Source organism: Rhizobium sp. Leaf341, assembly GCF_001424325.1.
In the GTDB taxonomy this organism is placed as follows: Bacteria; Pseudomonadota; Alphaproteobacteria; order Rhizobiales; family Rhizobiaceae; genus Ferranicluibacter.
On sequence record NZ_LMPE01000015.1, the window covers coordinates 781,726 to 806,269 of the forward strand.

22 protein-coding genes are annotated in these 24,544 nt (G+C 64.7%); 5 read left to right on the plus strand and 17 right to left on the minus strand.

Features of this window, described 5'->3' with window-relative positions:
• Window positions 1-14 precede the first annotated feature (14 nt).
• The 3 genes from ASG03_RS18355 (at window position 15) to ASG03_RS18365 (ending at window position 5,982) form a co-directional block, all read left to right on the plus strand.
• On the plus strand, window positions 15-1,007 hold the full coding sequence (locus ASG03_RS18355) for an ABC transporter substrate-binding protein (protein ID WP_062476498.1): 993 nt from the start codon (window positions 15-17) through the stop codon (window positions 1,005-1,007).
• Window positions 1,008-1,337: 330 nt separating this feature from the next.
• On the plus strand, window positions 1,338-2,645 hold the full coding sequence (locus tag ASG03_RS18360; protein ID WP_443216631.1) for an efflux RND transporter periplasmic adaptor subunit: 1,308 nt from the start codon (window positions 1,338-1,340) through the stop codon (window positions 2,643-2,645).
• A 13-nt stretch (window positions 2,646-2,658) separates the two neighbouring features.
• On the plus strand, window positions 2,659-5,982 hold the full coding sequence (locus ASG03_RS18365) for an efflux RND transporter permease subunit (protein ID WP_062694991.1): 3,324 nt from the start codon (window positions 2,659-2,661) through the stop codon (window positions 5,980-5,982).
• A gap of 104 nt (window positions 5,983-6,086) precedes the next feature.
• Here ASG03_RS18365 and ureG read toward each other — a convergent pair whose 3' ends face one another.
• From ureG to urtA, 17 genes are all read right to left on the minus strand, one after another.
• Window positions 6,087-6,698, minus strand: coding sequence for an urease accessory protein UreG (gene ureG, locus ASG03_RS18370; RefSeq protein ID WP_062694993.1), 612 nt, complete (start codon window positions 6,696-6,698; stop codon window positions 6,087-6,089).
• Window positions 6,699-6,745: 47 nt separating this feature from the next.
• Complete coding sequence (locus ASG03_RS18375; protein ID WP_062695323.1) at window positions 6,746-7,378, minus strand: urease accessory protein UreF; 633 nt, start codon at window positions 7,376-7,378, stop codon at window positions 6,746-6,748.
• Window positions 7,379-7,454: 76 nt separating this feature from the next.
• Window positions 7,455-7,970 carry an urease accessory protein UreE gene (gene ureE / locus ASG03_RS18380; RefSeq protein ID WP_062694996.1) on the minus strand — a complete coding sequence of 172 codons (516 nt, stop codon included), beginning with the start codon at window positions 7,968-7,970 and terminating at the stop codon, window positions 7,455-7,457.
• Window positions 7,971-7,981: 11 nt separating this feature from the next.
• A complete protein-coding gene (locus ASG03_RS18385) occupies window positions 7,982-8,671 on the minus strand; it encodes a TIGR02117 family protein (RefSeq protein ID WP_200934714.1) in 690 nt (229 codons plus the stop codon).
• Window positions 8,672-8,734: 63 nt separating this feature from the next.
• Window positions 8,735-10,447: an urease subunit alpha gene (ureC, locus tag ASG03_RS18390; protein WP_062694998.1), complete on the minus strand. Its 1,713-nt coding sequence runs from the start codon at window positions 10,445-10,447 to the stop codon at window positions 8,735-8,737.
• Window positions 10,448-10,451: 4 nt separating this feature from the next.
• Window positions 10,452-10,649: a hypothetical protein gene (locus ASG03_RS21895; protein WP_062695000.1), complete on the minus strand. Its 198-nt coding sequence runs from the start codon at window positions 10,647-10,649 to the stop codon at window positions 10,452-10,454.
• 9 nt (window positions 10,650-10,658) lie between these two features.
• On the minus strand, window positions 10,659-11,312 hold the full coding sequence (locus ASG03_RS18400) for a hypothetical protein (RefSeq protein WP_062695327.1): 654 nt from the start codon (window positions 11,310-11,312) through the stop codon (window positions 10,659-10,661).
• Window positions 11,313-11,534: 222 nt separating this feature from the next.
• Entirely contained in the window at window positions 11,535-11,966 is a 432-nt protein-coding gene (locus ASG03_RS18405) for a lysozyme inhibitor LprI family protein (protein ID WP_156379815.1), read from the minus strand.
• Between the two features lies 1 nt (window position 11,967).
• The gene (locus tag ASG03_RS18410; RefSeq protein WP_062476527.1) at window positions 11,968-12,273 is read right to left on the minus strand and encodes an urease subunit beta; all 306 of its coding nucleotides are present in this window, start codon (window positions 12,271-12,273) and stop codon (window positions 11,968-11,970) included.
• 111 nt (window positions 12,274-12,384) lie between these two features.
• On the minus strand, window positions 12,385-12,633 hold the full coding sequence (locus ASG03_RS18415; RefSeq protein WP_062476530.1) for a DUF1272 domain-containing protein: 249 nt from the start codon (window positions 12,631-12,633) through the stop codon (window positions 12,385-12,387).
• 7 nt (window positions 12,634-12,640) lie between these two features.
• Window positions 12,641-12,943, minus strand: coding sequence for an urease subunit gamma (locus ASG03_RS18420; protein WP_062591957.1), 303 nt, complete (start codon window positions 12,941-12,943; stop codon window positions 12,641-12,643).
• A 32-nt stretch (window positions 12,944-12,975) separates the two neighbouring features.
• Window positions 12,976-13,830, minus strand: coding sequence for an urease accessory protein UreD (locus tag ASG03_RS18425; RefSeq protein ID WP_062695002.1), 855 nt, complete (start codon window positions 13,828-13,830; stop codon window positions 12,976-12,978).
• A 44-nt stretch (window positions 13,831-13,874) separates the two neighbouring features.
• The gene (gene urtE / locus ASG03_RS18430; protein ID WP_062476536.1) at window positions 13,875-14,570 is read right to left on the minus strand and encodes an urea ABC transporter ATP-binding subunit UrtE; all 696 of its coding nucleotides are present in this window, start codon (window positions 14,568-14,570) and stop codon (window positions 13,875-13,877) included.
• 193 nt (window positions 14,571-14,763) lie between these two features.
• Window positions 14,764-15,516 carry an urea ABC transporter ATP-binding protein UrtD gene (urtD, locus tag ASG03_RS18435; protein ID WP_062695004.1) on the minus strand — a complete coding sequence of 251 codons (753 nt, stop codon included), beginning with the start codon at window positions 15,514-15,516 and terminating at the stop codon, window positions 14,764-14,766.
• A 5-nt stretch (window positions 15,517-15,521) separates the two neighbouring features.
• The gene (gene urtC / locus ASG03_RS18440) at window positions 15,522-16,700 is read right to left on the minus strand and encodes an urea ABC transporter permease subunit UrtC (RefSeq protein WP_062695006.1); all 1,179 of its coding nucleotides are present in this window, start codon (window positions 16,698-16,700) and stop codon (window positions 15,522-15,524) included.
• Entirely contained in the window at window positions 16,700-18,277 is a 1,578-nt protein-coding gene (gene urtB, locus ASG03_RS18445; RefSeq protein WP_443216639.1) for an urea ABC transporter permease subunit UrtB, read from the minus strand. Before urtB ends, urtC begins: the two co-directional genes overlap by 1 nt.
• Before the next feature lie 298 nt (window positions 18,278-18,575).
• Entirely contained in the window at window positions 18,576-19,865 is a 1,290-nt protein-coding gene (gene urtA, locus ASG03_RS18450) for an urea ABC transporter substrate-binding protein (protein ID WP_062476545.1), read from the minus strand.
• Between the two features lie 259 nt (window positions 19,866-20,124).
• Here urtA and ASG03_RS18455 point away from each other — a divergent pair, with 259 nt between their 5' ends.
• Window positions 20,125-23,520, plus strand: a complete 3,396-nt coding sequence (locus ASG03_RS18455) for a hybrid sensor histidine kinase/response regulator (RefSeq protein WP_062695008.1) — start codon at window positions 20,125-20,127, stop codon at window positions 23,518-23,520.
• Window positions 23,517-24,431 carry a response regulator transcription factor gene (locus ASG03_RS18460; protein ID WP_062695010.1) on the plus strand — a complete coding sequence of 305 codons (915 nt, stop codon included), beginning with the start codon at window positions 23,517-23,519 and terminating at the stop codon, window positions 24,429-24,431. Before ASG03_RS18455 ends, ASG03_RS18460 begins: the two co-directional genes overlap by 4 nt.
• Window positions 24,432-24,544: the final 113 nt, after the last annotated feature.

Below are 24,544 nucleotides of genomic sequence, written 5' to 3' on the forward strand. Positions count from 1 at the left end.
CAAAGGGAACGAACATGAAACGGACAATCGCATCGCTTCTCCTGTCCAGTGCTCTCTCGCTGGCCGCCTTCGACGCCATGGCAGCGGACAAGGTTACGCTGCAGCTGAAATGGGTCACGCAGGCACAGTTTGCCGGCTACTACGTCGCCAAGGACAAGGGCTTCTACGAGGAGGAAGGTCTTGACGTCGAGATCAAGCCGGGCGGTCCGGATATCGCGCCTCCGCAGGTCATCGCCGGCGGTGGAGCCGATGTCGTGGTCGATTGGATGCCGTCGGCCCTCGCCACCCGCGAAAAGGGTGTCGCCCTCGTCAATATCGCCCAGCCGTTCAAGCGGTCCGGCATGATGCTGACCTGCCTCAAGGAAAGCGGCGTGACGAGCCCCGCCGACTTCAAGGGCAAGACGCTCGGCGTCTGGTTCTTCGGCAACGAATATCCGTTCCTGTCGTGGATGAGCCAGCTCGGCCTCAAGACCGATGGCGGGCCGGATGGCGTGACCGTCCTCAAGCAGGGTTTCAACGTCGATCCGCTGATCCAGAAGCAGGCCGCCTGCATCTCCACGATGACCTATAACGAATACGGCCAGGTTCTCGACGCCGGCATCAAGCCGGAGGATCTGGTGACGTTCAAGTACGAGGATCAGGGCGTGGCGACGCTCGAAGACGGCCTTTACGTGCTTGAAGACAAGCTCAAGGATCAGGCGTTCAAGGACAAGATGGTCAAGTTCGTGCGCGCCTCGATGAAGGGCTGGAAATACGCCGAAGAGAACGTCGACGAGGCCGCCGGCATCGTGCTGGAAAACGATGCGACCGGCGCCCAGACCGAAGAGCACCAGAAGCGCATGATGGGCGAGATTGCCAAGCTGACCGCCGGCTCCAACGGCGCGCTGGACGAGGCCGACTACACCCGCACGGTCGCATCGCTGATGAAGGGCGGCTCCGACCCCGTCATTACCAAGGAGCCCACCGGCGCCTGGACGCACGAGATCACTGACGCGGCGTTGAAGTAGCCCGCAAGCCGATCGGCATCTACCATTCGACAGCGCGCGGCTCCGGCCGCGCGTTTCGCGTTCCGGTTCCTCCCGAAGCCACGTGCCGGGCCCGTCTGCCTGAAAAATGCCTGATCCCGACGCCATAGACGGTCGGACCTCTGCAGACCAAAGGGCTCCGGGGCTTCAGACGCCATTGTGCCGATGATTCTCCGAGCACGAAACCTCGGACAATGCTATAGAGGACGCCGGGTAGGCTGCCGCGGGGGCGTGGCGCCAGCCTTGCGATGATGGGGCAGACAAGACGGCGTTGGTCGTCTTTCAGCATAATTCAGTGATGAGGACGCGCCGATGGCGGGTGAACGTAGCTTGGCAAGTGGCATGCATGCGGACAGGCCCGCTTCGGAACGAACGCCGTTTCCAGCCGTCCTGACGGCTCTCCTGCTGGCATGGTTGCCCGTTTCGGCATCGGCAGCCGAGGCTCAAGCCCAGGTCCAAAGCCAAAGCCAGACCCAGGAAACGGCAACGCCTGAGGCGGACAAGGCGGACGCCAAGCCTGCGGCCAGCTACCCGTCCATCGTCGTCACCAAGGCCGAGACGCGCAAGGTCATCGACCGGGTCATTGCGACCGGGACCATTCAGGCGGTCGAGGAAACCTTTGTGCAGCCGCTCGTCGAGGGCCTGTCGATCCGCAGCCTTGCAGTGGATATCGGCGACAAGGTCGAGGCCGACGCAACGATGGCGACGTTGAACGAGGACGCCCTCCTGCTCACGCGCGGCCAGAACGAGGCCAGCCTCGCCAAGGCGCAGGCGTCGCTCGCCCAGTATCAAGCCCAGCTCGTCGAAGCGCAAGCCAATGCGAAAGAGGCCGTTCGCGTATCCGAGCGCAACGCCCGGCTCCTGACATCGGGTTCGGTTTCCACCGCCCTTGCCGACCAGACGGAGGCCGCCGCGGCGGCCGCGCTGGCGCGCGTCACCTCTGCCGAACAGCTGATCGCCGTTGCGCAGTCCGACATCAAGGTCGTCGAAGCGCAGATCGCAGATGTGGACCTCCGCCTGGCGCGCACCACCATCAAGGCGCCGGTCGCCGGCACGGTCTCCGCCCGGACAGCCAAAGTCGGCGCCATCGCCGCCGGCTCCGGACAGCCGCTTTTCACCATCATCCGCGACGGCGCCGTGGAGATGCGCGCCGACGTCTCGGAAAGCGATCTCCTGAAGCTCGCCGTCGGCCAGAAGGCCAAGCTGAAGCTCGCCGATAGCCGTGTCACGCTCGACGGCACGATCCGGTTGATATCGCCGACCGTCGACGCCGATACCCGCCTCGGCACCGTCTTCATCAGCATCCCCGAGTCCGAAAAGGCGCGCATCGGCATGTATGCCAATGCCGACATCACGGTGGAGGAAAAGCAGGCCCTGGCCCTTCCCCTCACGGCCGTGACCAGCGGCAAGAGCGAAACGGTCGTGCGCAAGGTGCGCGACGGCGTGGTCGAGATGGCCCGGATCGAGACGGGCATTCAGGACGGTCGCTACATCGAGGTCGTCTCGGGCCTCGCGGAAGGCGACGAGGTCGTGGCGAAAGCGGGTGCCTATGTTCGCGATGGCGACCGGATCACGCCGGTCAGGCCGACAGACACCACTGGCAAGACGGCCACCAACTGAGGATCGACCCGCCATGAATTTTTCGGCCTGGGCCATTCGCAATCCGATCGCACCGATCCTCACCTTCGTGCTGTTGATGTTTCTCGGCTATCAGTCGTTCAACGCGCTGCCGATCACACGCTTCCCCAACATCGATGTGCCCATCGTTTCCATCGCCGTCGCGCAGAGTGGCGCTGCGCCGGCCGAGCTGGAAACGCAGGTCACCAAGGAGATCGAGGACGCCGTCGCCGGCATTGCCGGGGTCAAGCACGTCACCTCGACCATTACCGACGGCATTTCCACGACCGCCGTCGAATTCGAGATCGAGATCCCGACGAACCAGGCGGTGCAGGACACCAAGGATGCGATCGACCGGATCCGCGGCGACCTTCCGGCTGGGATCGAGGAGCCGATCGTCGCCAAGATCGATGTCGAGGGTCAGGCGATCCAGACCTTTGCCGTCTCCGCTCCGGATATGACTCTGGAAGAGATCAGCTGGTTCGTGGACGATACGATCAAGCGCGCCTTGCAGGGCCAGACCGGCATCGGCCGGATCGACCGCTACGGCGGCGCGGATCGCGAGGTGCGCGTCGAACTCAGCGACAGCCGCCTCAATTCCTATGGGATCACGGCGACCGACGTGAACGCGCAGCTGCGCAAGATGAACACCGACCTCGGTTCCGGCCGCGGACAGATCGGCGGCAGCGAACAGGCGATCCGCACGCTCGGTGACGCCCGCTCCGTCTCGGCGCTGGCCGATACGATGATCGCTATGCCGAACGGACGCTTCGTGCGCCTGTCGGAACTCGGCACCGTCACGGACACCTATGAAGAACCGAAAAGTTTCTCGCGCTTCGACGGCACGCCCGTCGTCACCTTCGCCGTGTTCCGCTCCAAGGGCGCAAGCGAGGTCACCGTCGCCGAAACCGTCGCAAAGTCGCTGGACGCCGTCCGGGCCGCCAATCCCGGCGTCTCGATCCAGCTGATCAACGACAGTGTGTACTTCACCTACGGCAATTACGAAGCGGCCCTGCACACGCTGATCGAAGGCGCACTGCTGGCCGTGGCCGTCGTTCTCCTGTTCCTGCGGAACTGGCGCGCAACGCTGATTTCCGCGCTGGCCCTGCCCCTGTCGGCCATTCCGACCTTCTGGGTCATGGACCTGCTCGGCTTCTCGCTCAACCTCGTCTCGTTCCTGGCCCTGACGCTGGCAACCGGCATTCTCGTGGATGACGCGATCGTCGAGATCGAAAACATCGCCCGGCACATCAAGATGGGCAAATCGCCCTATCGGGCGTCGATCGAGGCGGCGGACGAGATCGGTCTTGCGGTCATCGCCACCACGTTCACGATCATCGCGGTCTTCGTGCCGGTGTCCTTCATGCCGGGCATCCCCGGTCAGTACTTCATCCAGTTCGGCCTGACGGTCGCGGTTTCCGTGTTCTTCTCGCTCATGGTGGCGCGACTGATCACGCCGGTCATGGCTGCCTATCTCATGCGCTCCGGCGATGGCGACGGGCATGGCGAAGCGCGCGACGGCGTCATCATGCGCGGCTACAGCTGGCTGGTCTCGACCACCACGCGGCGCTGGTACATGCGCTATCTGACGCTCGCCGTCGCGATTGCCTTCCTCGTCGGCTCGGTACAGCTGCTGCTGACCGTTCCCGGCAGCTTCCTGCCGCCGGAAGATGCGTCGCGCATCGTGCTCTCCGTCGAACTGCCGCCGGATGCCATGCTGGAGGATACCGACCGGACGACCGCAGAAATCTACGACCGGATCAAGGGTTTCGCGGGCGTCGACGGCATCTTCGTGCTGGGCGGGGCATCGCCGAAGGGCGACCTCGAGCTGCGTCGCGCGACGATCACGGTCCTTCTCAAGAAGCTCGACCATTCGCTCGTCAACAAGCTGGTCAACAATCTCCTGGGCCGGCTCCCGGTGGTGGGCCAGTACATGCCCAAGCTGCCGCCGACAGGCCGCGTCATTCCCCAGTCCCAGATCGAGTCCCAGATTTTTGCCGCCATTCACACCATTCCGGATGTGCGCGTGCTCAAGCTGAACGACCGCGGCGAGCGCGACCTGGCATTCAACCTTCTGTCCAATGACGAAGCGTCCCTTAGCGATGCCGTCGGCCTGCTGCAGGCCAAGCTCCGCAACGAGCCGACGCTCGCCAATGTGAGCCCCGACGGTGCGTTGCCGCGCCCGGAACTGCAGCTGCGTCCGCTGACGGAACGCATGTCGCGGCTCGGCATCACCACGTCCCAGCTCTCCGATGTCCTGCGGGTCGCGACCATCGGCGACATCGACGCGGCGCTGACGAAGATCTCGCTCGACGACCGGCAGATCCCCATTCGCGTGCAGCTCGACACCGGCGTCCGCACGGATCTGGCCGCCATCCGCAACATCCGGATCCAGACGGCATCCGGCGCGCTGGTGCCCATCTCGAGCGTGGCCGATATCGCCTATTCGGAAGGGCCGAGTTCCATCAAGCGCTATGACCGCTTCCGCGTCGTCACGATCGGCGCGGACCTGCCGGTCGGCGTTGCGCTGAACACGGCCTCGGATCGCTTCAAACAGGCCGCAAGCGAGGTCAACCTGCCGAAGGGCGTCCGCTTCCTGGAAAGCGGCGACGCCGAGGTCCAGGCCGAAATGCAGTCCGGCTTCGTCCATGCCATGCTGCTCGGCCTGCTCCTGGTTCTCGTGGTGCTGATCCTCCTGTTCAAGGATGTGATCCAGCCCTTCACGATCCTGTTCTCGTTGCCGCTCGCCATCGGCGGCGTCGCACTGGGCCTCATCGTCACCAACAATGCGCTCTCCATGCCCGTCCTTATCGGCATCCTCATGCTGATGGGCATCGTCACCAAGAACGCCATCCTCCTGGTCGATTTCGCCATCGAGATGAAGCGTCAGGGCATGGAACGGGTGGATGCCATGGTGGAGGCGGGGCGCAAGCGGGCCCGGCCGATCATCATGACGTCCATCGCCATGTCGGCGGGCATGCTGCCGTCCGCGCTCGGGGTCGGCGAAGGCGGATCGTTCCGCGCACCGATGGCCATCGCCGTCATCGGCGGGATCATCGTCTCCACGGTCCTGTCGCTGGTGGTCGTGCCGTCGTTCTTCCTGATCATGGACGACCTGTCGCGCCTGCTTGGATGGGCCTTCGGCGGTCTCGTCGGCCGCAAGGAGGCCGAGACCATCCCGCTCGAAAATACGGCACTGACGGAAAAGCTCGCGGAGCAGGCCGAAACGATCGAAACGCTGCAGGAGCGCCTCGATCGCCTGGAAAGCCGCGCCACGCCGGGCACGCTGCGTGCCGTCGGAGGCACCGTCGTCACGCACCCGGCTCTCGCTGCGGAGTAGACGGCGGGCTTATTGCCGCGACCGCCCCTTGCCGACAGCTTCCCCGCCCGGGCCCCTTGCCCGCAGGTGGCGGTGCGGACGTGCGTCGGTTCTCGACAGGTCTCCTACAGCCCGCCTTCGACCCGCAGAAACTCCACGATCCGCTCAACGCCCTCGCCGCGCTTCATGTCGGAAAACACGAACGGCCGGGATTGGCGCATGCGGTCGGCGTCGCGCTGCATGACCTCGAGGTCGGCCCCGACATAAGGCGCGAGATCCTTCTTGTTGATGACGAGGAGATCGGAGCGCGTGATGCCCGGACCGCCTTTGCGGGGAATCTCCTCGCCCTGGCAGACGGAGATGACGTAGAGCGTGATATCGGCCAGATCGGGCGAGAAGGTCGCCGCGAGATTGTCGCCGCCGGACTCGATGAACACGACGTCGAGGTCCGGGATCCGGCGATTGAGGTCGGCGATGGCCTGCAGGTTGATCGTCGCATCCTCGCGGATGGCGGTGTGCGGGCAACCGCCTGTCTCGACGCCGACGATCCTGTCGGAAGGCAGCGCCTGCATGCGCACCAGCGCTTCGGCGTCTTCCTGCGTGTAGATGTCGTTGGTAACCACGGCGACAGACCATCTGTCGCGCATGGCCTTGCACAGCTTGTCCGTCAGAGCCGTCTTGCCCGAGCCGACCGGGCCGCCGATGCCGACGCGCAGGGGACCATGGGTGGATGCCATCAGAGTGTCCTTTCGAATGCGCCCCTCGGGGCAACGTTTTTCACGCCTTACGACCGGAAGAGGCGAGACGCCAGCGTCTCGTGGCGAAGGCCTGCGACGTCTGCCAGAAAGCCGGCAGAGCCGAGATCCTCAAGCGAGCTTGCGGCCGCGCGTGCCGCTATCGCCGCCACGTCGGCTTCCAGCCCCGCCAGCATGGCCACGCCGGCGCGCTGGCCGAGCACGCCGCACCGGATCGCCACGGAGATCTGGTTGGAGAGTGCCGCATGCAGATAGGCCGCAATCGCCGGCGCGAGCCCTGTGCCATGAAGGCCGGCAAGGGTGCCGACGGCAACCGGATAGGCGACGCGCTCCGGCAGCGAAACCTCGATCCCGGCCGGCCAGGCGGACGCTGCGGCGAGAAAGGCCTCTCCCTGCAGCAGGGTCTCCATCTGCCGCTCCCGGCTTCCCGCCATGGCCTCTGCAAGAGCGGCGACAGCGTGGAGCGCGTCGACCTTTCCGGCCGCGCGATAGCTTTCCGCGAGCAGCACGGCATCGTTCCAGGTCGTTCCCTGCGCAAGCGCGCCGGACAGCCAATCCTCGAGCGACGCCGGATCCGCAACGCTTCCATCGGCCACGGCCTGCTCGAGCCCGCCCGAATAGGAGAAGGCCCCGACGGGAAACGCCGGCGACAGCCATGCCATCAGCCTGAGAAGCGCCTGCGTGCTCCCGGTGTTCGTCTCTGTGTCAGGACGGTCCGCCCGCGTCGCCTGGCAAAGCCTATCCGTCATGGGAATGCTCGTGCCCCTTCCCGCCATGGCCGTGATCATGGTGTTGATCCGGACCATGATCATGTCCGTGCCCGCTGTGATAGGCGCCGCGCATCGGCTGGAAGGGCGCCGTCACCTCCTGAACGTCGGCACCGAGCCCGATCAGCATGGAGCGGATGACGGGATCGCGCAGGATGACGATGCGGTCCTCGCGGATCTCGGCCTGGAGGTGCCGGTTGCCCAGATGCCAGGCGAGCTCGATCAGGTGAAGACGGTCGCGCGGCTTGATCTCGTAAAGCGGCTCCTCCACGGCGGCAATCAGGATGTAGCCGCCGCCGTCCAGCACCAGCGCATCGCCATCGGCGAGCATCACGGCCTGCTTCAGGTCGAGCATGACGACGTCATCATCCGGCAGATGCAGGAGCTTGCGTCGCAGATGCCGCTGGTCGTGCGGCAGGCGCAACAGGGCAACGGGCGTGATATCGGCCGGAGCCGGAGAAACGATGGCGGTGGAGCGATACGGCATGACGTCCTCGATCAATTGAAATGCTGGAGAGAAAAGGCGAGCGATACCGGCAGCGGGTTCCAGACCCCCGTGCGAAGCCCCGCCGCGCGCAAGACACGCGCCGTCCAGGTGTTGCAGCCGGCCAGCGCCGTGAACCAGCCGGTCGCCTCGAAGAAACGATCGGTCTGCCCGTAGCGCACATCCGGCACCGGCACGACCTGCCCATGCAGCCGTTCGAAGTCGGCCGCGATCGTCTCGAGCAGCCGCTGATAGGCGACAGGCCCGATGTCGTAACCCTGCACCGTAGGCGTCGGCTCGTCCAGCGCACCGAGCACGTCCACATGCAACACCGCCCGATCGAGCGTCAGTCCGCGCAGAAGGGGAAGCGGTTTCAGGTCCGCCCAGGTCGGCGTCTGAAGATAGAAGGCGCGCCCGCCCCGACCGAATACCATCCACCGCGCCGCGGGATCATCGACCGGTACGCCGTTCTCGCGAAGAAACGAGAACCGCTCGAGGCTTTCCGCATCCACGGGAATGGCGATATCGGTGTGGATCGGGTTGGAGAGAACCAGGATCCGCCGCGTCCCCTCTCCGCCGTCGCCTGATGGCGCAAACAAGGGCTGCGGCAGGATCGCGCCGAACCCTGCGGCCAGCGCGAGGACAAGCGTCAGGAGCGCGAGACCGATCCCCAGTCTTCGCACGGCCGTGCGCAGCCGCCTCATACGGTGCACATCGGCCGGCGTCCGCCGAGCCTGCCATCGAGCGTGAGGACCGCGCGCACCGGTCTAGAACAGGAAATAGCGCTGCGCCATCGGCAGCACTGTCGCGGGCTCGCAGGTCAGCAACTCGCCATCCGCCCGCACCTCGTAGGTTTCCGGATCGACCTCGATCACCGGCGTCAGGCTGTTGTGGATCATCGAGGCCTTGCCGATCCCGCCGCGTGTGTTTTTCACCGCCATCAGCGTCTTTGCCACGCCGAGCTTGGCTGCGAGACCGGCATCGAGCGAAGCCTGCGACACGAAGGTAACGGACGAATTGGTTCGCGCCTTGCCATAGGCGCCGAACATCGGCCGGTAGTGCACCGGCTGCGGCGTCGGAATGGAGGCGTTCGGATCACCCATCGGCGCTGCCGCGATCACGCCGCCGAGCAGGACCATGTCCGGCTTGACCCCGAAGAAGGCCGGGCTCCACATCACGAGATCCGCCCGCTTGCCGACCTCCACCGATCCGATCGCGTGGCTGAGACCATGTGCGATGGCCGGGTTGATGGTGTATTTCGCGATGTAACGCTTCACCCGCATGTTGTCGTTGTCGCCGGTCTCGCCCGGCAGGCGGCCGCGCTGCCGCTTCATCTTGTCGGCGGTCTGCCAGGTGCGGATCGCCACCTCGCCGACGCGGCCCATCGCCTGGCTGTCGGACGAGATGATCGAGAAGGCGCCGATATCGTGAAGAATGTCCTCCGCCGCGATCGTCTCCTTGCGGATCCGGCTTTCGGCAAAGGCGATGTCCTCGGGGATCGACGGCGACAGGTGATGGCAGACCATCAGCATGTCCAGATGCTCGGCCAGCGTATTGATCGTGTAGGGCCGCGTCGGGTTGGTGGAGGACGGGATGACGTTCGGCTGACCGCAGATCTTGATGATGTCGGGCGCATGCCCGCCTCCGGCCCCTTCGGTATGGAAGGCGTGGATAGTGCGGCCCTTCAACGCGGCGATGGAGTCCTCGACGAAGCCGCTTTCGTTCAGCGTGTCCGTGTGGATCATCACCTGCACGTCGTACTCGTCGGCGACCGACAGGCAGCAGTCGATGGCAGCAGGCGTTGTGCCCCAGTCTTCGTGCAGCTTCAGCGAGGTCGCGCCACCCAGCACCATCTCGACCAGCGCGCCCGGCAGGGATGCATTGCCCTTGCCGGCAAAGGCGAGGTTCATGGGGAAGGCATCGGCGGCCTCGATCATGCGCGCCAGATGCCAGGGGCCGGGCGTGCATGTCGTGGCGAGCGTGCCGTGCGCCGGCCCCGTGCCGCCGCCGAGCATCGTCGTGAGGCCCGACATGAGCGCTTCTTCAATCTGCTGCGGGCAGATGAAGTGGATATGGCTGTCCATGCCTCCGGCCGTGATGATCTTGCCTTCGGCGGCGATCGCCTCCGTGCCGGGTCCGACGATGATGTCGACATTCGGCTGCGTATCCGGGTTGCCCGCCTTGCCGATCGCGATGATCAACCCATCCTTCAGCCCGATATCGGCTTTGACGATGCCCCAGTGATCGACGATCAGCGCATTGGTGATGACGGTATCCACCGCGCCATCGGCCCGCGTCACCTGGCTTTGGCCCATGCCATCCCGGATGACCTTACCGCCGCCGAACTTCACCTCGTCGCCATAGGTGGTGAAATCCTTCTCCACCTCGATGAAAAGCTCCGTATCCGCCAGCCGGACCCGGTCACCGGTCGTCGGGCCGAACATGTTGGCATAGGCGGCGCGGGACATCTTGTAGGACATGGGACTACCTCGAAAGCTCGGAAAAAAGGGATGACCGGCCAGCAGCGCGATCGACTGTAGAGGGCGCAAAGCCGCCAGTGCGACGGTTGCTCTCGCCGCCCGGATGGTCCGGAGTGCCGCCGGGATGATGCGCATGGGGCGACGGGGATGCGATCATGGCCTTGGTGATCGTGCCCGTTTTCATCCTGACAGCTTTGCCCATGCCGCTCTCCTAACGCCCGACCGCGAAAGACACGGCCGGTGCCGCGTCCAGCCGTCGAAGCCGGCCCTCGGCGATCCAGCGATCGACCAGTTGCCGCTCGGCGGCGAACGGGTGCCCCTCCCATCCGACATGGGTGAAGCCGGCAAGCGCGATATCGGCGTCGGGATGTGCGCCGAGCACATCGGCGATCACGACAAGGCCGCTGCTCGGCACGACGTAGCGTGCGGGCGAAAAACCGGAGAGCATCGACTCCACGAACCGCTGCGTCTGCGCATCGAGCACCCGGAACGTCTTGCCGGATGCCTGTGCGAAGGCTTCGAAGGCGGCCGTCTCGTCGTCGCAAAAATCGTCGAGTTCGGGATGCGTGGTCGCGAGGGGTGTCCGCAGGGTTTGGAAAAGCGCGGGATCGCGGACGCACCAGAGCTGTTTCGCGGCGACAACGGCGGGATGCGCCGCCCAGGCCGTCGGCGCGAGGCTTGCCGATACCTGCAAAGCCGGCGGCCCGAGCATCATCTTTGCCGGGCGACCTGTGTTGCAGACGGCAACGACATCCGTGCGCTGGCCCGCGCGGTAGGAGCGGCAGTCATTGAAGCGAATGACGCAGTCGGCAGACGCGATTTCGGGGGCAGTGCCGTCCGGCACCGGCCCATTGCCGACAATCACGATGCGCGCCCCGGTCTTCACGATCGTCCCCCGCCTTCCTGTTCTACGTTTGCCTGTTCCATGCTGCCCTGTTCCATGCTCCCGTGTTCCGTGCTTAAGGCCTTTCGGCTCCGCTGGCCCCGAGCGTCGGCCGTCTTCCTGCCGAACGGTCGGCAGATCCTCTGGCCGCAAAGGACCGCTTGCCCGATATCCGCCGGCCCGCGCGGCCCGCGGGTGCGGCGATCATTGCTCGGCCAATGCCGCATCCAGTTCTTCCGTCCGCTTGGTGGTCAGCTCCGCGAGACAGCCGGCCACCAGCATCGGCTCCATCGTCCCGCCCCGCGCCTCGAAGCCTGCCAGCGCGCACTGTCCGTCGCGATAGGCGATCCAGGCACGCTGCGCCGTCTTCAGCGCATCGACCGCGCCGACCATGTCGTCGCCGAGATCGGCAAGATCCTTGTCCGCCGCCTGAGCACGCGCCAGCGTCTTGCGATAGGCTGCGTTCAACGCCGCATCCGCCGTATCGTAGTCCATCTGCGCGCACAGCGTCATGTCGCTCTGGGTCGTTGCATTGTTGCAGTCGGGCTCGTCGGCGCCGGCCGCAGCGGCGGGCGTGGCTGCGAGAAACAGTCCCGAAACCAGGGCAGCGCCCGAAAAGACCATCAGTCTTGCCATCTCAGAGCGCACCCATGATCTTCTGGCGGAAACCATAGACCTCCCGCTTGCCGGCAAAGGGGATGAGCGTCACGTCGCGCGTCTGCCCCGGCTCGAACCGGACCGCCGTACCAGCCGGAATGTCGAGCCGCCGGCCATGGGCGGCCGCACGATCGAAGGTGAGGCCGGCATTGGTCTCGGCGAAGTGATAGTGGCTGCCGACCTGCACCGGACGGTCGCCGGTGTTCGACACCTCGATCGTCACCGTCTCCAGCCCGACATTCAGTTCGATCTCGCCCTCTGCCGCAAGGATTTCACCGGGGATCATTCTGTCTCTCCTCAAGGTCTCGATAGGCAGGCTGCATGGCATTCATGGCATTCATGGCATTCGGGGCACTCACGGCAGTCACGACGGTCCGACGATGCGGGTTCGCGGGCGTCATGCCGCCATGCCGCACCCGCCGGCCTTCACCACGCGATCGGTGGAAGCGGGGTTCTTCATCAGCTTCTCGGCAGGACGAATGGGGCGGCGAACGAGTTCGCCGGTGCAGTTCGGGCAGCGTCCGCCGAGCACGCCGCCGGCGCAGGTCGCGCAGAAGGTGCATTCGAAGCTGCAGATCATCGCGTCGCGGCTGTCGGCCGGCAGGTCCGTATCGCAGCATTCGCAATTGGGTCGAAGCGCCAGCATGGAAACCTCAGCGAATGGGTTCGTGAACGGTGACAAGCTTCGTGCCATCCGGGAATGTCGCCTCGATCTGGATATCGTGGATCATTTCGGGGATCCCCTCCATCACCTGCTCGCGGGTGATGACATGGGCGCCGGCCTCCATGAGATCGGGCACGGAACGCCCGTCCCGTGCGCCCTCGACCACGAAATCCGTGATCAGCGCGATGGCTTCGGGATGGTTGAGCTTGACGCCACGCTCCAGCCGGCGACGCGCCACCATGGCGGCCATCGAGATCAGCAGCTTGTCTTTTTCCCGCGGAGTAAGGTTCATGCGACGCGACCCACCATCTTCTTCGACATTCTCTACAGGCTCCAGACTTTCGGCACAGATCCGCTCTTGCGCAAGTGCGAAATCATCGGCACGAGGATTTTTCGCAAGGTGAAACCGTCCTTCGCCACGATCCGCGCCACCAGTTTTTCCTGCCCGCCCACCACGACGTGGCTGACCCCGCCCGATCCTGTTTCGGCGGCGCTCTGCAGGCGTTCGCGCATCCCCTTGATGTGCTGCTCGCAGCCGTCCGCGGTCAAGAGCAGCGTTGCAAAGGCGACGTGGCCGCCCAGCGAGAAGGCTCGGCGCGTCAGCGCGTCGACATCGCCTGACAAGCGCATGTTTTCGGCATGCAACAAGGTGCCACCTTTCACGATGCGCCAACGGTCGAGAAACAGGCCGTTGCGCATGCGTTCGCCCATTGCGGCCCGCCCGAGCAACACAGCCTCGACAGCCAGAAATTCGGCATCTGCGGCAAGGTCAACATCGAGCGAGCGCGTCATCGAGGCGCGATCGAACAGGATCGTTTCCTGCGGCAGCCAATGGATGCGGGAGCCTGCCCCCGCCCGGATGGTCGTCGTCACCGAGGTCGTCCCGGCGCTGGCCTTGTAGATCTTTTCGCAGGCCTGCGTCGTCAGCGTCAGATCGGTGCCCGCGCCCGCGGCAAAGCGCCAGTCCATCACGTCGCCGCCTGTCAACCCGCCGGAGCTGTTGATCAGAACCGCTTCCATGCTGCCATCGAACATCGTGGGAAGGCGCAGCTTGGCGCAGCCCTCCTGATAGAACTCCTCCAGCCGCGTGCGTCCGCCGGCCGATTTCGCCACCAGCCGTCCGCGTCCGAAGGCGCGCTGAGGCCGGGTCGCGGCGGTTTCGCAAAGCGTTTCAGGCATGCGCTGTCGTTCGGGCAATGGCTGCAGATTGCGGGCGAGCACGGTCAAACCGTAAGGTGCCGTCGGGCATCCGGCGTGTCGAGCGTTTCGGCCGGGCCTTCATGCACAATCTCTCCGCGATCCATGATGTAGACATGGTCTGCAAGCTCACGGCAAAAGTCAAGGTATTGTTCCACAAGCAGAATTGCCATGCCCGTGGAATCCCGCAGATACTGGATTGCCCGCCCGATATCCTTGATGATCGATGGCTGGATGCCCTCCGTCGGCTCGTCCAGCACGAGGATCTTCGGACGCGTGACGAGAGCCCGGCCGATGGCCAGTTGCTGCTGCTGCCCGCCGGACAGATCCCCGCCGCGACGACCGAGCATCGATTTCAGGATCGGAAACAGCTGAAAGATCTCGTCCGGGACGAACCGGTCCTTGCGGGCGACGGGCGCGAAACCCGACTCCAGATTCTCCTTGACTGTCAGCAGGGGGAACACCTCCCGCCCCTGCGGCACGAAGCCGACACCCAGTCGTGCGCGATTGTAGGGTGCCATGCCGTTCATGACGGTCTCGTTGAACGTCACCTTGCCCGCGCTTGTCGCATGCTGGCCCGTGACGGCGCGCAGAAGGCTGGTCTTGCCGACGCCGTTGCGGCCGAGCACACAAGTGATCTTGCCCATCGGCGCCGTGATGGAGACGCCGCGCAGGGCCTGGGCCGCACCATAGTGAAGGTTGATGTTGTCGACGGTCAGCATGAGACACCTCGTGGCATGGGTGGGAACGACGCATCGGAGTTTTCAACGGGTCGCGCCGCGCAACGCGTGCTCTCTTCCACAGGACCGGTAAAGACAGGCGGCCAAGCACCCGTCCGCAAGCGGCGACGAACGAGCGCACCACCGTCGGCAGCCGTCCGGACTGCAACCATCGAGACGTTTTCAGGCATGGACATCACCGTCCCAGATAGTTTTCGATGACCTTCGGGTCGCTCGACACGAAGTCGATCGAGCCCTCGGCGAGCACCGATCCCTCGGCAAGGCAGGTGACCTTCACCCCGAGGTCGCGAATGAAGCCCATGTCGTGCTCGACGACAACGACCGAACGGGTTTTGGCGATCTCCTTCAAAAGGATCGCGGTTTCCGCGGTCTCGGCGTCGGTCATGCCGGCGACGGGTTCGTCCACCAGCAGCAGCTTCGGCTCCTGCGCAAGCAGCATGCCGATTTCCAGCCATTGCTTCTGGCCGTGCGACAGGCTGCCGGCCAGATGGTCCTTGCGGGCGGTCATGCGCACGGTTTCCAGAATCTCCTCGATGCGCGCCTTGTCGCCCGGCGTCAGCGTGTAGAACAGGGTGGCGAACACGCCGCGTTTGCGGTTGAGTGCGAGCTCGATATTGTCCCAGACCGTCTGGCTCTCGAACACGGTCGGCTTCTGAAATTTTCGGCCGATGCCGAGCTGCGCGATATCGGCCTCGTCTTTCTTGGTCAGGTCGACCTTGCCGTCGAAATAGACGGTGCCGCTGTCCGGCCGCGTCTTGCCGGTGATGATATCCATCATCGTCGTCTTGCCGGCCCCGTTCGGGCCGATGATCGCCCGCAATTCGCCGGGCGCGACCACGAAGGAGAGTGCGTTCAGCGCCTTGAAGCCATCGAAGGAAACGGAGACGCCATCGAGGTAAAGGAGGCTGGTGGTGATCTTCTGGTCCATTGCACTCACTCCGCGGCCTGAGGTTGGGCATCGACCGGGTCGCGGGCGGGAACCGTGTGACCCTTTTCGGCCTCGGCAGCGGCCTTGTGGTCGCGACGGGAGGCAAAACCCTGCTGAAGGGTGCCGACGATCCCCTTGGGCAGGAACAGCGTGGTGGCCACGAAGAGCGCCCCGAGCGCAAACAGCCAGAATTCGGGAAAGGCGGCCGTGAAGATCGATTTTCCGAAGTTGACGAGCACCGCCCCGATGATCGGCCCGATCAGCGTTCCGCGTCCGCCGACCGCCGTCCAGATGACGACCTCGATCGAATTGGCGGGCGCAAATTCCCCCGGATTGATGATACCGACCTGCGGCACGTATAGGGCGCCGGCAATGCCTGCGAGCATGGCAGAGAACGTGAAGATGAAGAGCTTCATGTTTTCGACGCGATAGCCGAGAAAACGTGTCCGGCTTTCCGCATCCCGCACCCCGATCAGCACCTTGCCGTACTTGGACTGCACGATGGCCGAGGAGAGAAGCAGCGCGAGGGCGAGAACCACGCCGGTCAGGGCAAAGAGCGTCGCCCGGGTCTCCGGCGCCTGGATGTTGAAGCCGATGATGTCCTTGAAATCGGTCAGGCCGTTATTGCCGCCGAACCCCATTTCGTTGCGGAAGAAGGCGAGAAGCAGCGCATAGGTCATCGCCTGGGTGATGATCGAGAGATAGACGCCGGTGACGCGCGAGCGGAAGGCGAACCAGCCGAACACGAAGGCCAGCACACCCGGCACCAGAACGACCATGAGCGCCGCAAAGCCGAAATGATCAAAGCCCGTCCAGTACCAGGGCAGCGCCTTCCAGTTCAGAAACACCATGAAGTCGGGCAGAACCGGATTGGCGTAGACGCCCCGCGCGCCGATCTGGCGCATCAGATACATGCCCATCGCATAGCCGCCGAGGGCGAAGAAAGCGCCGTGGCCGAGCGAGAGGATGCCGCAATAGCCCCAGACGAGATCGAGCGCGAGGGCAAGCAGCGCGTAGCAGAGATATTTTCCGAACAGCGGCACGACATGGGACGGCACATGCAGGACATTGCCGGGATCGAGCAGGAGGTTGGAGGCGGGAACCGCGATGGCGATGACGAGGATCAGGGCGGCGAGTGCCAGCACCTTCTTCTCGTGCGCATGGATGAGCCGGGTCGTGAACATTATTCGATCGACCTTCCCTTGAGCGCGAACAGGCCGCGCGGCCGCCGCTGGATGAAGAGGATGATAAGAACGAGAATGAGGATCTTGCCGAGCACCGCCCCGGCATAGGGCTCGAGGAACTTGTTAGCGATCCCGAGCGTCATGGCGCCGACGAAGGTGCCCCAGAGATTGCCGACCCCGCCGAAGACCACGACCATGAAGCTGTCGATGATGTAGTTCTGCCCGAGATTGGGCGAGACGTTGTCGATCTGGCTGAGCGCCACGCCCGCAATACCGGCGATGCCGGAACCAAGGCCGAAGGTCATCGCATCCACCATCGGCGTCCGGATGCCCATGGACGAGGCCATGCGCCGGTTCTGCGTCACCGCCCGCATCTGCAGGCCGAGCCGCGACCGCTTGAGCAGCGTCAGCAGGGCCAGGAAGACGGCGAGCGAGAAGGCGATGATCCACATGCGGTTCCAGGTGATCGCGAGGCCACCGAGGTCGAAGGTGCCCGACATCCAGCTCGGATTGTCCACCTGCCGGTTGGTCGGCCCGAAGATGGAGCGGATGGTCTGCTGCAGGATCAGCGACAGACCCCAGGTGGCGAGCAGCGTCTCGAGCGGACGACCGTAGAGAAAGCGGATGATGCCGCGCTCGATGGCGACGCCCACCAGGCCCGTGAAGAGAAAGGCGATCGGCACGGCGAAGGCGAGCGAAAAGGTGGAAAGACCGGGCGCCAGCGACGCGACGGTCTGCTGCACGACATAGGTCGTATAGGCCCCGAGCATCACCATCTCGCCATGCGCCATGTTGATGACGCCCATGACGCCGAAGGTGATGGCAAGGCCGATGGCGGCAAGCAGGAGAACGGAGCCGAGCGACAGGCCGTACCAGACGTTCTGGACGACGTCCCAAACCGCAAGGCTGCTGGCGATGCCGTCGATGCGGCCCTGAATGACCGGCACGAGCTCGGGCGGCGCGGTGGCGAGCGCGGCCGTCAGGATGTTCAGCGCGCCGCGATCGCCGCGCGCCGCGACATTCTCGATCGCCGCCTTCTTGTCCTGCGCGCTCGCGTCCGTTTTCAGGATCAGCACGGCCCGGGCAGACTCCATTGCCGCCTTGACCTCGGCATCGGCTTCCTTTGCCAGCGCACCGTCGAGCAGCGGGAGATTTTCCGTGTCGCCGCTGGCCAGCAGCGCCTGGGCGGCTGACAGGCGGGCATTGCGATCAGGGCTGAGCAGGGTCAGCTGGCTCATGGCGTCGCCGATCGCCCCGCGCAGCATGTTGTTCAGCCGGATCTTCTGCAGGCTGCCGGCGGCCACGCCCTCGACAGGCGCACCGGTCACCGGATCGGACACGACGCCGCCCTCGACGAGATAGACCGCGCCGCCCGTCTTCGGCGCAAACAGGGCGCCGGCGCTCAGCTTGTCGAGGATCTCGGGCACCTTGGGATCGCCCGTCGCAGCCAACTGCTTGACCGCCTCCACCTTCTGCGGGAAGGCCGTCGCGCCGAGACCATCGACCAGCGGTTTCAGGCCATCCTGCGCCAGTGCGCCGGCCGCAGAGACAAGGCAGACGCCGAGCAGGAAAACCATGGTCCGAACCGTGCGCGATATCAGCTGCATGTGTGTTCAAAGCCCCTTCACGCGGCAGAGCGGTGGCAAGCCTCCCCCATCTGCCCAAGAATGTCGCAAGCGCTGCCCATGGGCTGCAGCCTGCAGGTCCGACGTCGGTGGAAAAGCCCTCCAACCGCCGTGTCCGGTCGTTTCGATGCAGGTTCCGTGCCATGCACGAATGCGGGAAGACGATCGACGTGTCTCCCCGAGAAAGATCCCCGCCCGGCGCAAAGCCGGACGGAAAGGGTGTTTGCGAAAAGGCGTGGTCGCCGTGCGATCAGGAGCCCTTGCCGCCGCACTTGCCCGTTGCAACGTTGAAGTTGCCGCAGGACATGGGCTTGCGCCAATCGGAGATCAGATCCTTGCTGTCCGGCAGGTAGTCCGACCACTCGTCGCCGACGACCTGGGGGGTCTGCTGGACGATTTCGAACTGGCCGTCGCCCTGGATTTCGCCGATCAGCACTGGCTTGGTGATGTGATGGTTCGGCATGACGGTGGCGTATCCGCCCGACAGATTGGGGACGGAGGTGCCGATGATCGTGTCGAGAACGGCATCCGTATCGGTCGTGCCCGCAGCCTCGACGGCCTTTACCCAGGCATTGAAGCCGATATAGGCCGCTTCCATCGGGTCGTTCGTCACGCGCTTGTCGTTCTTGGTATAGGCGTGCCACTCCTTGATGAACTCGGCATTGGCCGGCGCGTCCACGGACTGGAAGTAGTTCCAGGCGGCGAGATGGCCGACGAGCGGCTTGGTGTCGAGGCCGGCGAGTTCTTCTTCACCGACCGAAAAGGCGACGACGGGAATATCCGTGGCCTTGATGCCCTGGTTGCCGAGTTCCTTGTAGAAGGGAACGTTGGCGTCGCCATTGATGGTGGAGACGACGGCGGTCTTCTTGCCAGCCGAGCCGAATTCCTTGATCTTGGCGACTTCCGTCTGCCAGTCCGAGAAACCGAACGGCGTGTAGTTGACGATGATGTCTTCCTTGGCCACGCCCTTGGAGAGCAGGTAGGCCTCGAGGATCTTGTTGGTCGTGCGCGGGTAGACGTAGTCGGTGCCTTCGAGCACGAAGCGCTCGACGCCTTCGTTGGCCATCAGGTAGTCGACGGCCGGGATGGCCTGCTGGTTCGGCGCGGCACCGGTGTAGAAGATGTTGCGCGAGGACTCTTCGCCTTCGTACTGGACAGGGTAGAAGAGGATCGAGTTCAGCTCTTCGAACACGGGCAGAACCGACTTGCGCGACGAGGACGTCCAGCAGCCGAACACGGCAGCGACCTTGTCGACGGAGATCAGCTCACGGGCCTTTTCGGCAAACAGCGGCCAGTCGGACGCCGGATCGACGACAACGGCTTCGAGCTTCTTGCCGAGCACGCCGCCCTTCTTGTTCTGCTCGTCGATGAGCATCAGCATGGCGTCTTTCAGCGTCGTCTCGGAAATGGCCATCGTGCCGGACAGCGAGTGCAGGACGCCGACCTTGATCGTGTCGTCAGCCGCGTTGACGGCGGAGAACGCCGTGGTTGCCAGGGCGCCTGCCAGAAATGCGCTTAAGGTATGGGATTTGAATGACATCGGAGAACCCCTCTCGTTCTTTGGCGCCGTTTCCTAAGGGAGTGTTAACGGGTCGCAACGGGACTATCCGACACGCCTTGTGCAATGCACATACGTCAATTGACGTAGGCGGGAACGGCCGAGAACGCGTGTGTTTCCGCGGGAAACATGCCGTCCGTCTGGACAGGCGCCCGCCTTGTCTTCAAGATCGTTTCATCCGCGCGAACCCGCGTCGTCGCGTCCCGACAAGGATGATGCATCGCACCATGACCAACCCAAAATGACAGCCCGGCAGCGTATCATCCCGGTCCGGCGCGAGTACAACCGCTGGGTCGCAGACCAGACCCTGGAAGACTATGCTCTGCGCTTCACCGCCAAGAGCGCGCGCAGGTTTTCGGCGAGCCGCATTTCGCAGACGGCCATCGGCGCGATCTCGTTTCTCGCGCTGGAGGCAATCGGCGGCACGATCACCCTCTCCTACGGGACGACCAACGCCTTTTTCGCCATTCTCGCGGCCGCAATCGCGATGCTCCTCATCGGCATGCCGATCAGCCGCTACGCCATCCGCCACGGGGTCGATATCGACCTGCTCACGCGCGGGGCGAGCTTCGGTTACATCGGCTCCACCATCACCTCGCTGATCTATGCCAGCTTCACCTTCATGCTGTTTGCCATCGAGGCATCCATCATGACGGGCGCGTTGAACCTCGCCTTTGGCATCCCCCTCTGGATCGGCTATATCATCAGCGCCGTCGTGGTCATCCCGCTCGTCATCTACGGGGTGCAGCTGATCTCCCGTTTCCAGCTGGTCACGCAGCCCTTCTGGATCGTCCTCAACATCCTGCCCTTCGTCTTCATCGCCTTTTCGGACTGGGAGAAATTCGACCTCTGGCGCGCCTTTGCCGGCATCGCCCATTCGAATGCGCAGGTGGGCGGTGCCGCTCCGTTCGATCTCGTCGAATTCGGCGCCGCCTCCGCCGTCATCCTCGCGCTCATGCCCCAGATCGGCGAGCAGGTGGATTTTCTGCGCTTTCTCCCGCCGGAAGGCATGAAGAAGTGGCGGCATCGCCTTGCCGTCTTTCTCGCCGGCCCCGGATGGGTGGTGGTGGGTGTGCCGAAGCTTCTCGCCGGATCGTTCCTGGCCGTGCTGACGCTTTCGACCGGCGTGCCCGCCGGACAGGCGGCAGACCCCTCGCACATGTACCTCACGGCCTTCGGCTACATGATCCCCAACGACACGGCGGCCCTCGTCCTCATGGCCGCGTTCGTGGTGGTCTCCCAGCTCAAGATCAACGTGATGAACGCCTATGCCGGCTCGCTTGCCTGGTCGAACTTCTTTTCCCGCCTGACGCACAGCCATCCCGGACGTGTCGTCTGGCTGGTGTTCAATGTCGCCATTGCCCTCCTTCTCATGGAGTTCGGCATCTACAAGCTGCTCGAGGCCACGCTCGGCGTCTTCTCCATCATCGCCATGTCCTGGCTCTCGACCCTGTCGGCCGATCTCTTCATCAACAAGCCGCTCGGCCTTTCGCCGCCGGGCATCGAGTTCAAGCGGGCGCATCTTTACGACATCAATCCGGTCGGCCTCGGCGCCATGTTCGTTGCTGCCGGCGTGGCGCTTGCCGCGCATTTCGGCCTCTTCGGCACGGTCATGGCATCGCTCTCGACCTATGTCACCCTCATCGCCTTCCTCGTGTCCCCCGCCCTCGCCTATGCGACGCGCGGGCGATACTACCTCGCCCGCAAGCCGCGCGCCCACTGGAAGAGCCTGAGCACCATCACCTGCTCCATCTGCCAGCATCCGTTCGAGCCGGAAGACATGGCGTATTGCCCGGCCTATGCCGCACCGATCTGCTCGCTGTGCTGCTCGCTCGACAGCCGCTGCCACGATGTCTGCAAGCCGCATGCGCGCGTGAACGCGCAAGCGGCGGTCGTCGCGCGCAGGCTTCTGCCCGAACACGTCGTCACTGCGCTTTCGAGCCGTCTCGGCCGCTATGCCACGGCGGTCGTCATCGCCGTTTCCGCCATTGGCGCGATCCTTGCGATGATCGCCTACCAGACGGGCTCTGCCTCGCCGATCGCCGCCGAGGTCATCAACCGCACCGTCGGCATCGTGTTCTTCGTGTTCACCGTCGTCACCGGCGTCGTCTGCTGGTTCTATGTGCTCGCGCACGACAGCCGTCTGGTCGCGGAGGAGGAATCCTCGCGCCAGAACACGCTGCTGCTCAAGGAAATCGCCGCCCACAAGAAGACCGACGCGGCCCTGCAATACGCCAAGGAGACGGCCGAGGCCGCAAACCGCGCCAAGAGCCGGTATGTCGTCGGTCTCAGCCACGAGCTGCGCACCCCGCTCAACGCCGTCATGGGCTATGCCCAGATCCTCGAGCGCGACGAGACGATCCCGGCCCCCCGTCAGGCTGCCATCCGCGTCATCAAGCGCAGCGCCGACCACCTCTCCGGACTGATCGACGGCTTGCTCGACATTTCCCGCATCGAGGCCGGCCGTCTGCAGGTGTTCTCCAACGAGATCAACATTCAGGATTTCCTCGATCAGATCGTCGACATGTTCCGTCCGCAGGCCCAGGCCAAGGGGCTTGCCTTCGAACATGTGCGATCGCCCGGACTGCCGACGCATGTGCGCACCGACGAGAAGCGTCTGCGACAGATCCTCGTCAACCTGCTCTCGAACGCCATCAAGTTCACCGATCGCGGCGTCATAGGGTTCGAGGTCGCCTATCGAAGCCAGGTGGCGACCTTCACCGTGACCGATACGGGCCGGGGCATTTCGGAGGCCGACCGGCCGCGCATCTTCGAGCCGTTCCAGCGCGGCGAAGCCGAGACGATCCGCCCGATGCCGGGCCTCGGGCTCGGGCTGACCATCACCCGCCTCCTGACCGAGACGCTGGGCGGCGAGATCCTGGTGACGAGCGAGCGTGACAAGGGTTCGACGTTTCGCGTTCGGCTGATGCTCTCGGCCATCGCCCACCCGGCTCCCGTTCCTCCTCCGTCGCGCGCGGTCACCGGCTATGCTGGGCCGCGTCGCACGATCGTCGTGGTGGACGACAACGAGGACCATCGCGAATTGATGCGCGAGGTGCTGATCCCGCTCGACTTCGTGGTTCTGACCGCGATCGGCGGCGCCGAATGCCTGACGCTGATCGAGGGCATCAAGCCCGACCTGTTCCTCGTGGATATCTCCATGCCCGGCATGAGCGGGTGGCAGCTTGTCTCGCGCCTGCGCGCACATGGACAGGCGGCCCCCATCATCATGCTGTCTGCCAATATCGGCGACGGCAGCCTGGCCAGCCAGCATACCGGCCACAACGACACGCTTGCCAAACCGTTCGACATCCGGCAGCTGAAGGACAAGATCGCCATTCATCTCGGGCTGACATGGACGCATGACGACCCCGCGGCTCAGCCGGACACACCCGTGCCGCAGACGGTCGTCGCGCCGGAGGCATCCGATATCGAAGAGCTGATCCGGCTCGGTGAGATCGGCTATATCCGGGGGATCGAGGCCAAACTCGCGGAGCTCGCGCGTGACCCTGCCCATCAGGCCTTCGCAGAGGCGGCACGTGCCTATGTCCAGGCTTTCGACATGGCCGGCTATGCCACCTTTCTCGAAACCGCGGCGGTGCGCACCGATCCGTCGCCGCAAGGAGAGCGCCGGTGAGTGAGACGCCCCACCCCCGCGATATCGTCCTGATCGTGGACGACAGCCCGGAGACCCTCGGCTTCCTGACCGACGCGCTGGAGCAGTCCGGCTTTTCCGTGCTGATCGCCACGTCCGGGCCGGCGGCGCTGAAGGTCGTCGACAAGATCACGCCGGATATCGTGCTCATGGATGCCATCATGCCGGATATGGACGGCTTCGATACCTGCCGGCGGCTGAAGGGGCTGGCCGACATCGCGCCGGTGCCGGTGATCTTCATGACCGGGCTGACGGAAACGGAGCATATCGTCCATGCGCTCGAATCCGGCGGGGTGGACTACCTTTCCAAGCCGATCAACATCGATGAGCTGCGCGCGCGCATCCGCGTCCATCTCGGCAATGCCCGCTCGGCGCAAAGCGCCCGCGTCGCGCTGGATGCGGCCGGCCGCCACCTCTTGGCCGTGCGTGGCGACGGCGCGCTGCACTGGTCGACGCCCCAGGCGACGCGGCTGGTCGCCACGGCCATTGGCTCGGAGGATGGCCTGGCCTCGGTCTCGGACCGCATCGCCCACTTCCTGCGCGACCGGACCGGCGCCAAGGACGCCCCGCTGGTCGTCGAAAACGCCGGGGTGCCGGTGCTGCACCTCGCGTTCCTCGGCGTGATCGGCAGCGACGAATATCTGTTTCGTCTGACCGCCGCGAGCCAGACCACGGACGAGGAAGCGCTGCGCCGTCACTTCTCCCTGACGGTGCGCGAAGCGGAGGTGCTCGTCTGGATCGCCAAAGGCAAGTCCAATCGGGATATTGCCGAAATCCTCGGCCTCTCCGCGCGCACCGTCAACAAGCATCTCGAGCAGATCTATGTGAAACTCGGCGTCGAGAACCGCGCATCGGCTGCGGTGAAGGCGACGAATGCCCTGAGCCGGACGTGACCCGCCGGACGTGACCTGCCGGACGTGACCTGCCGGACGTGACACGCCGGCCTGATCTGCCAGACTGATCTACCAGACGGGGGCCCTGCACATAGGAAAAAAGCCCGGCTTGC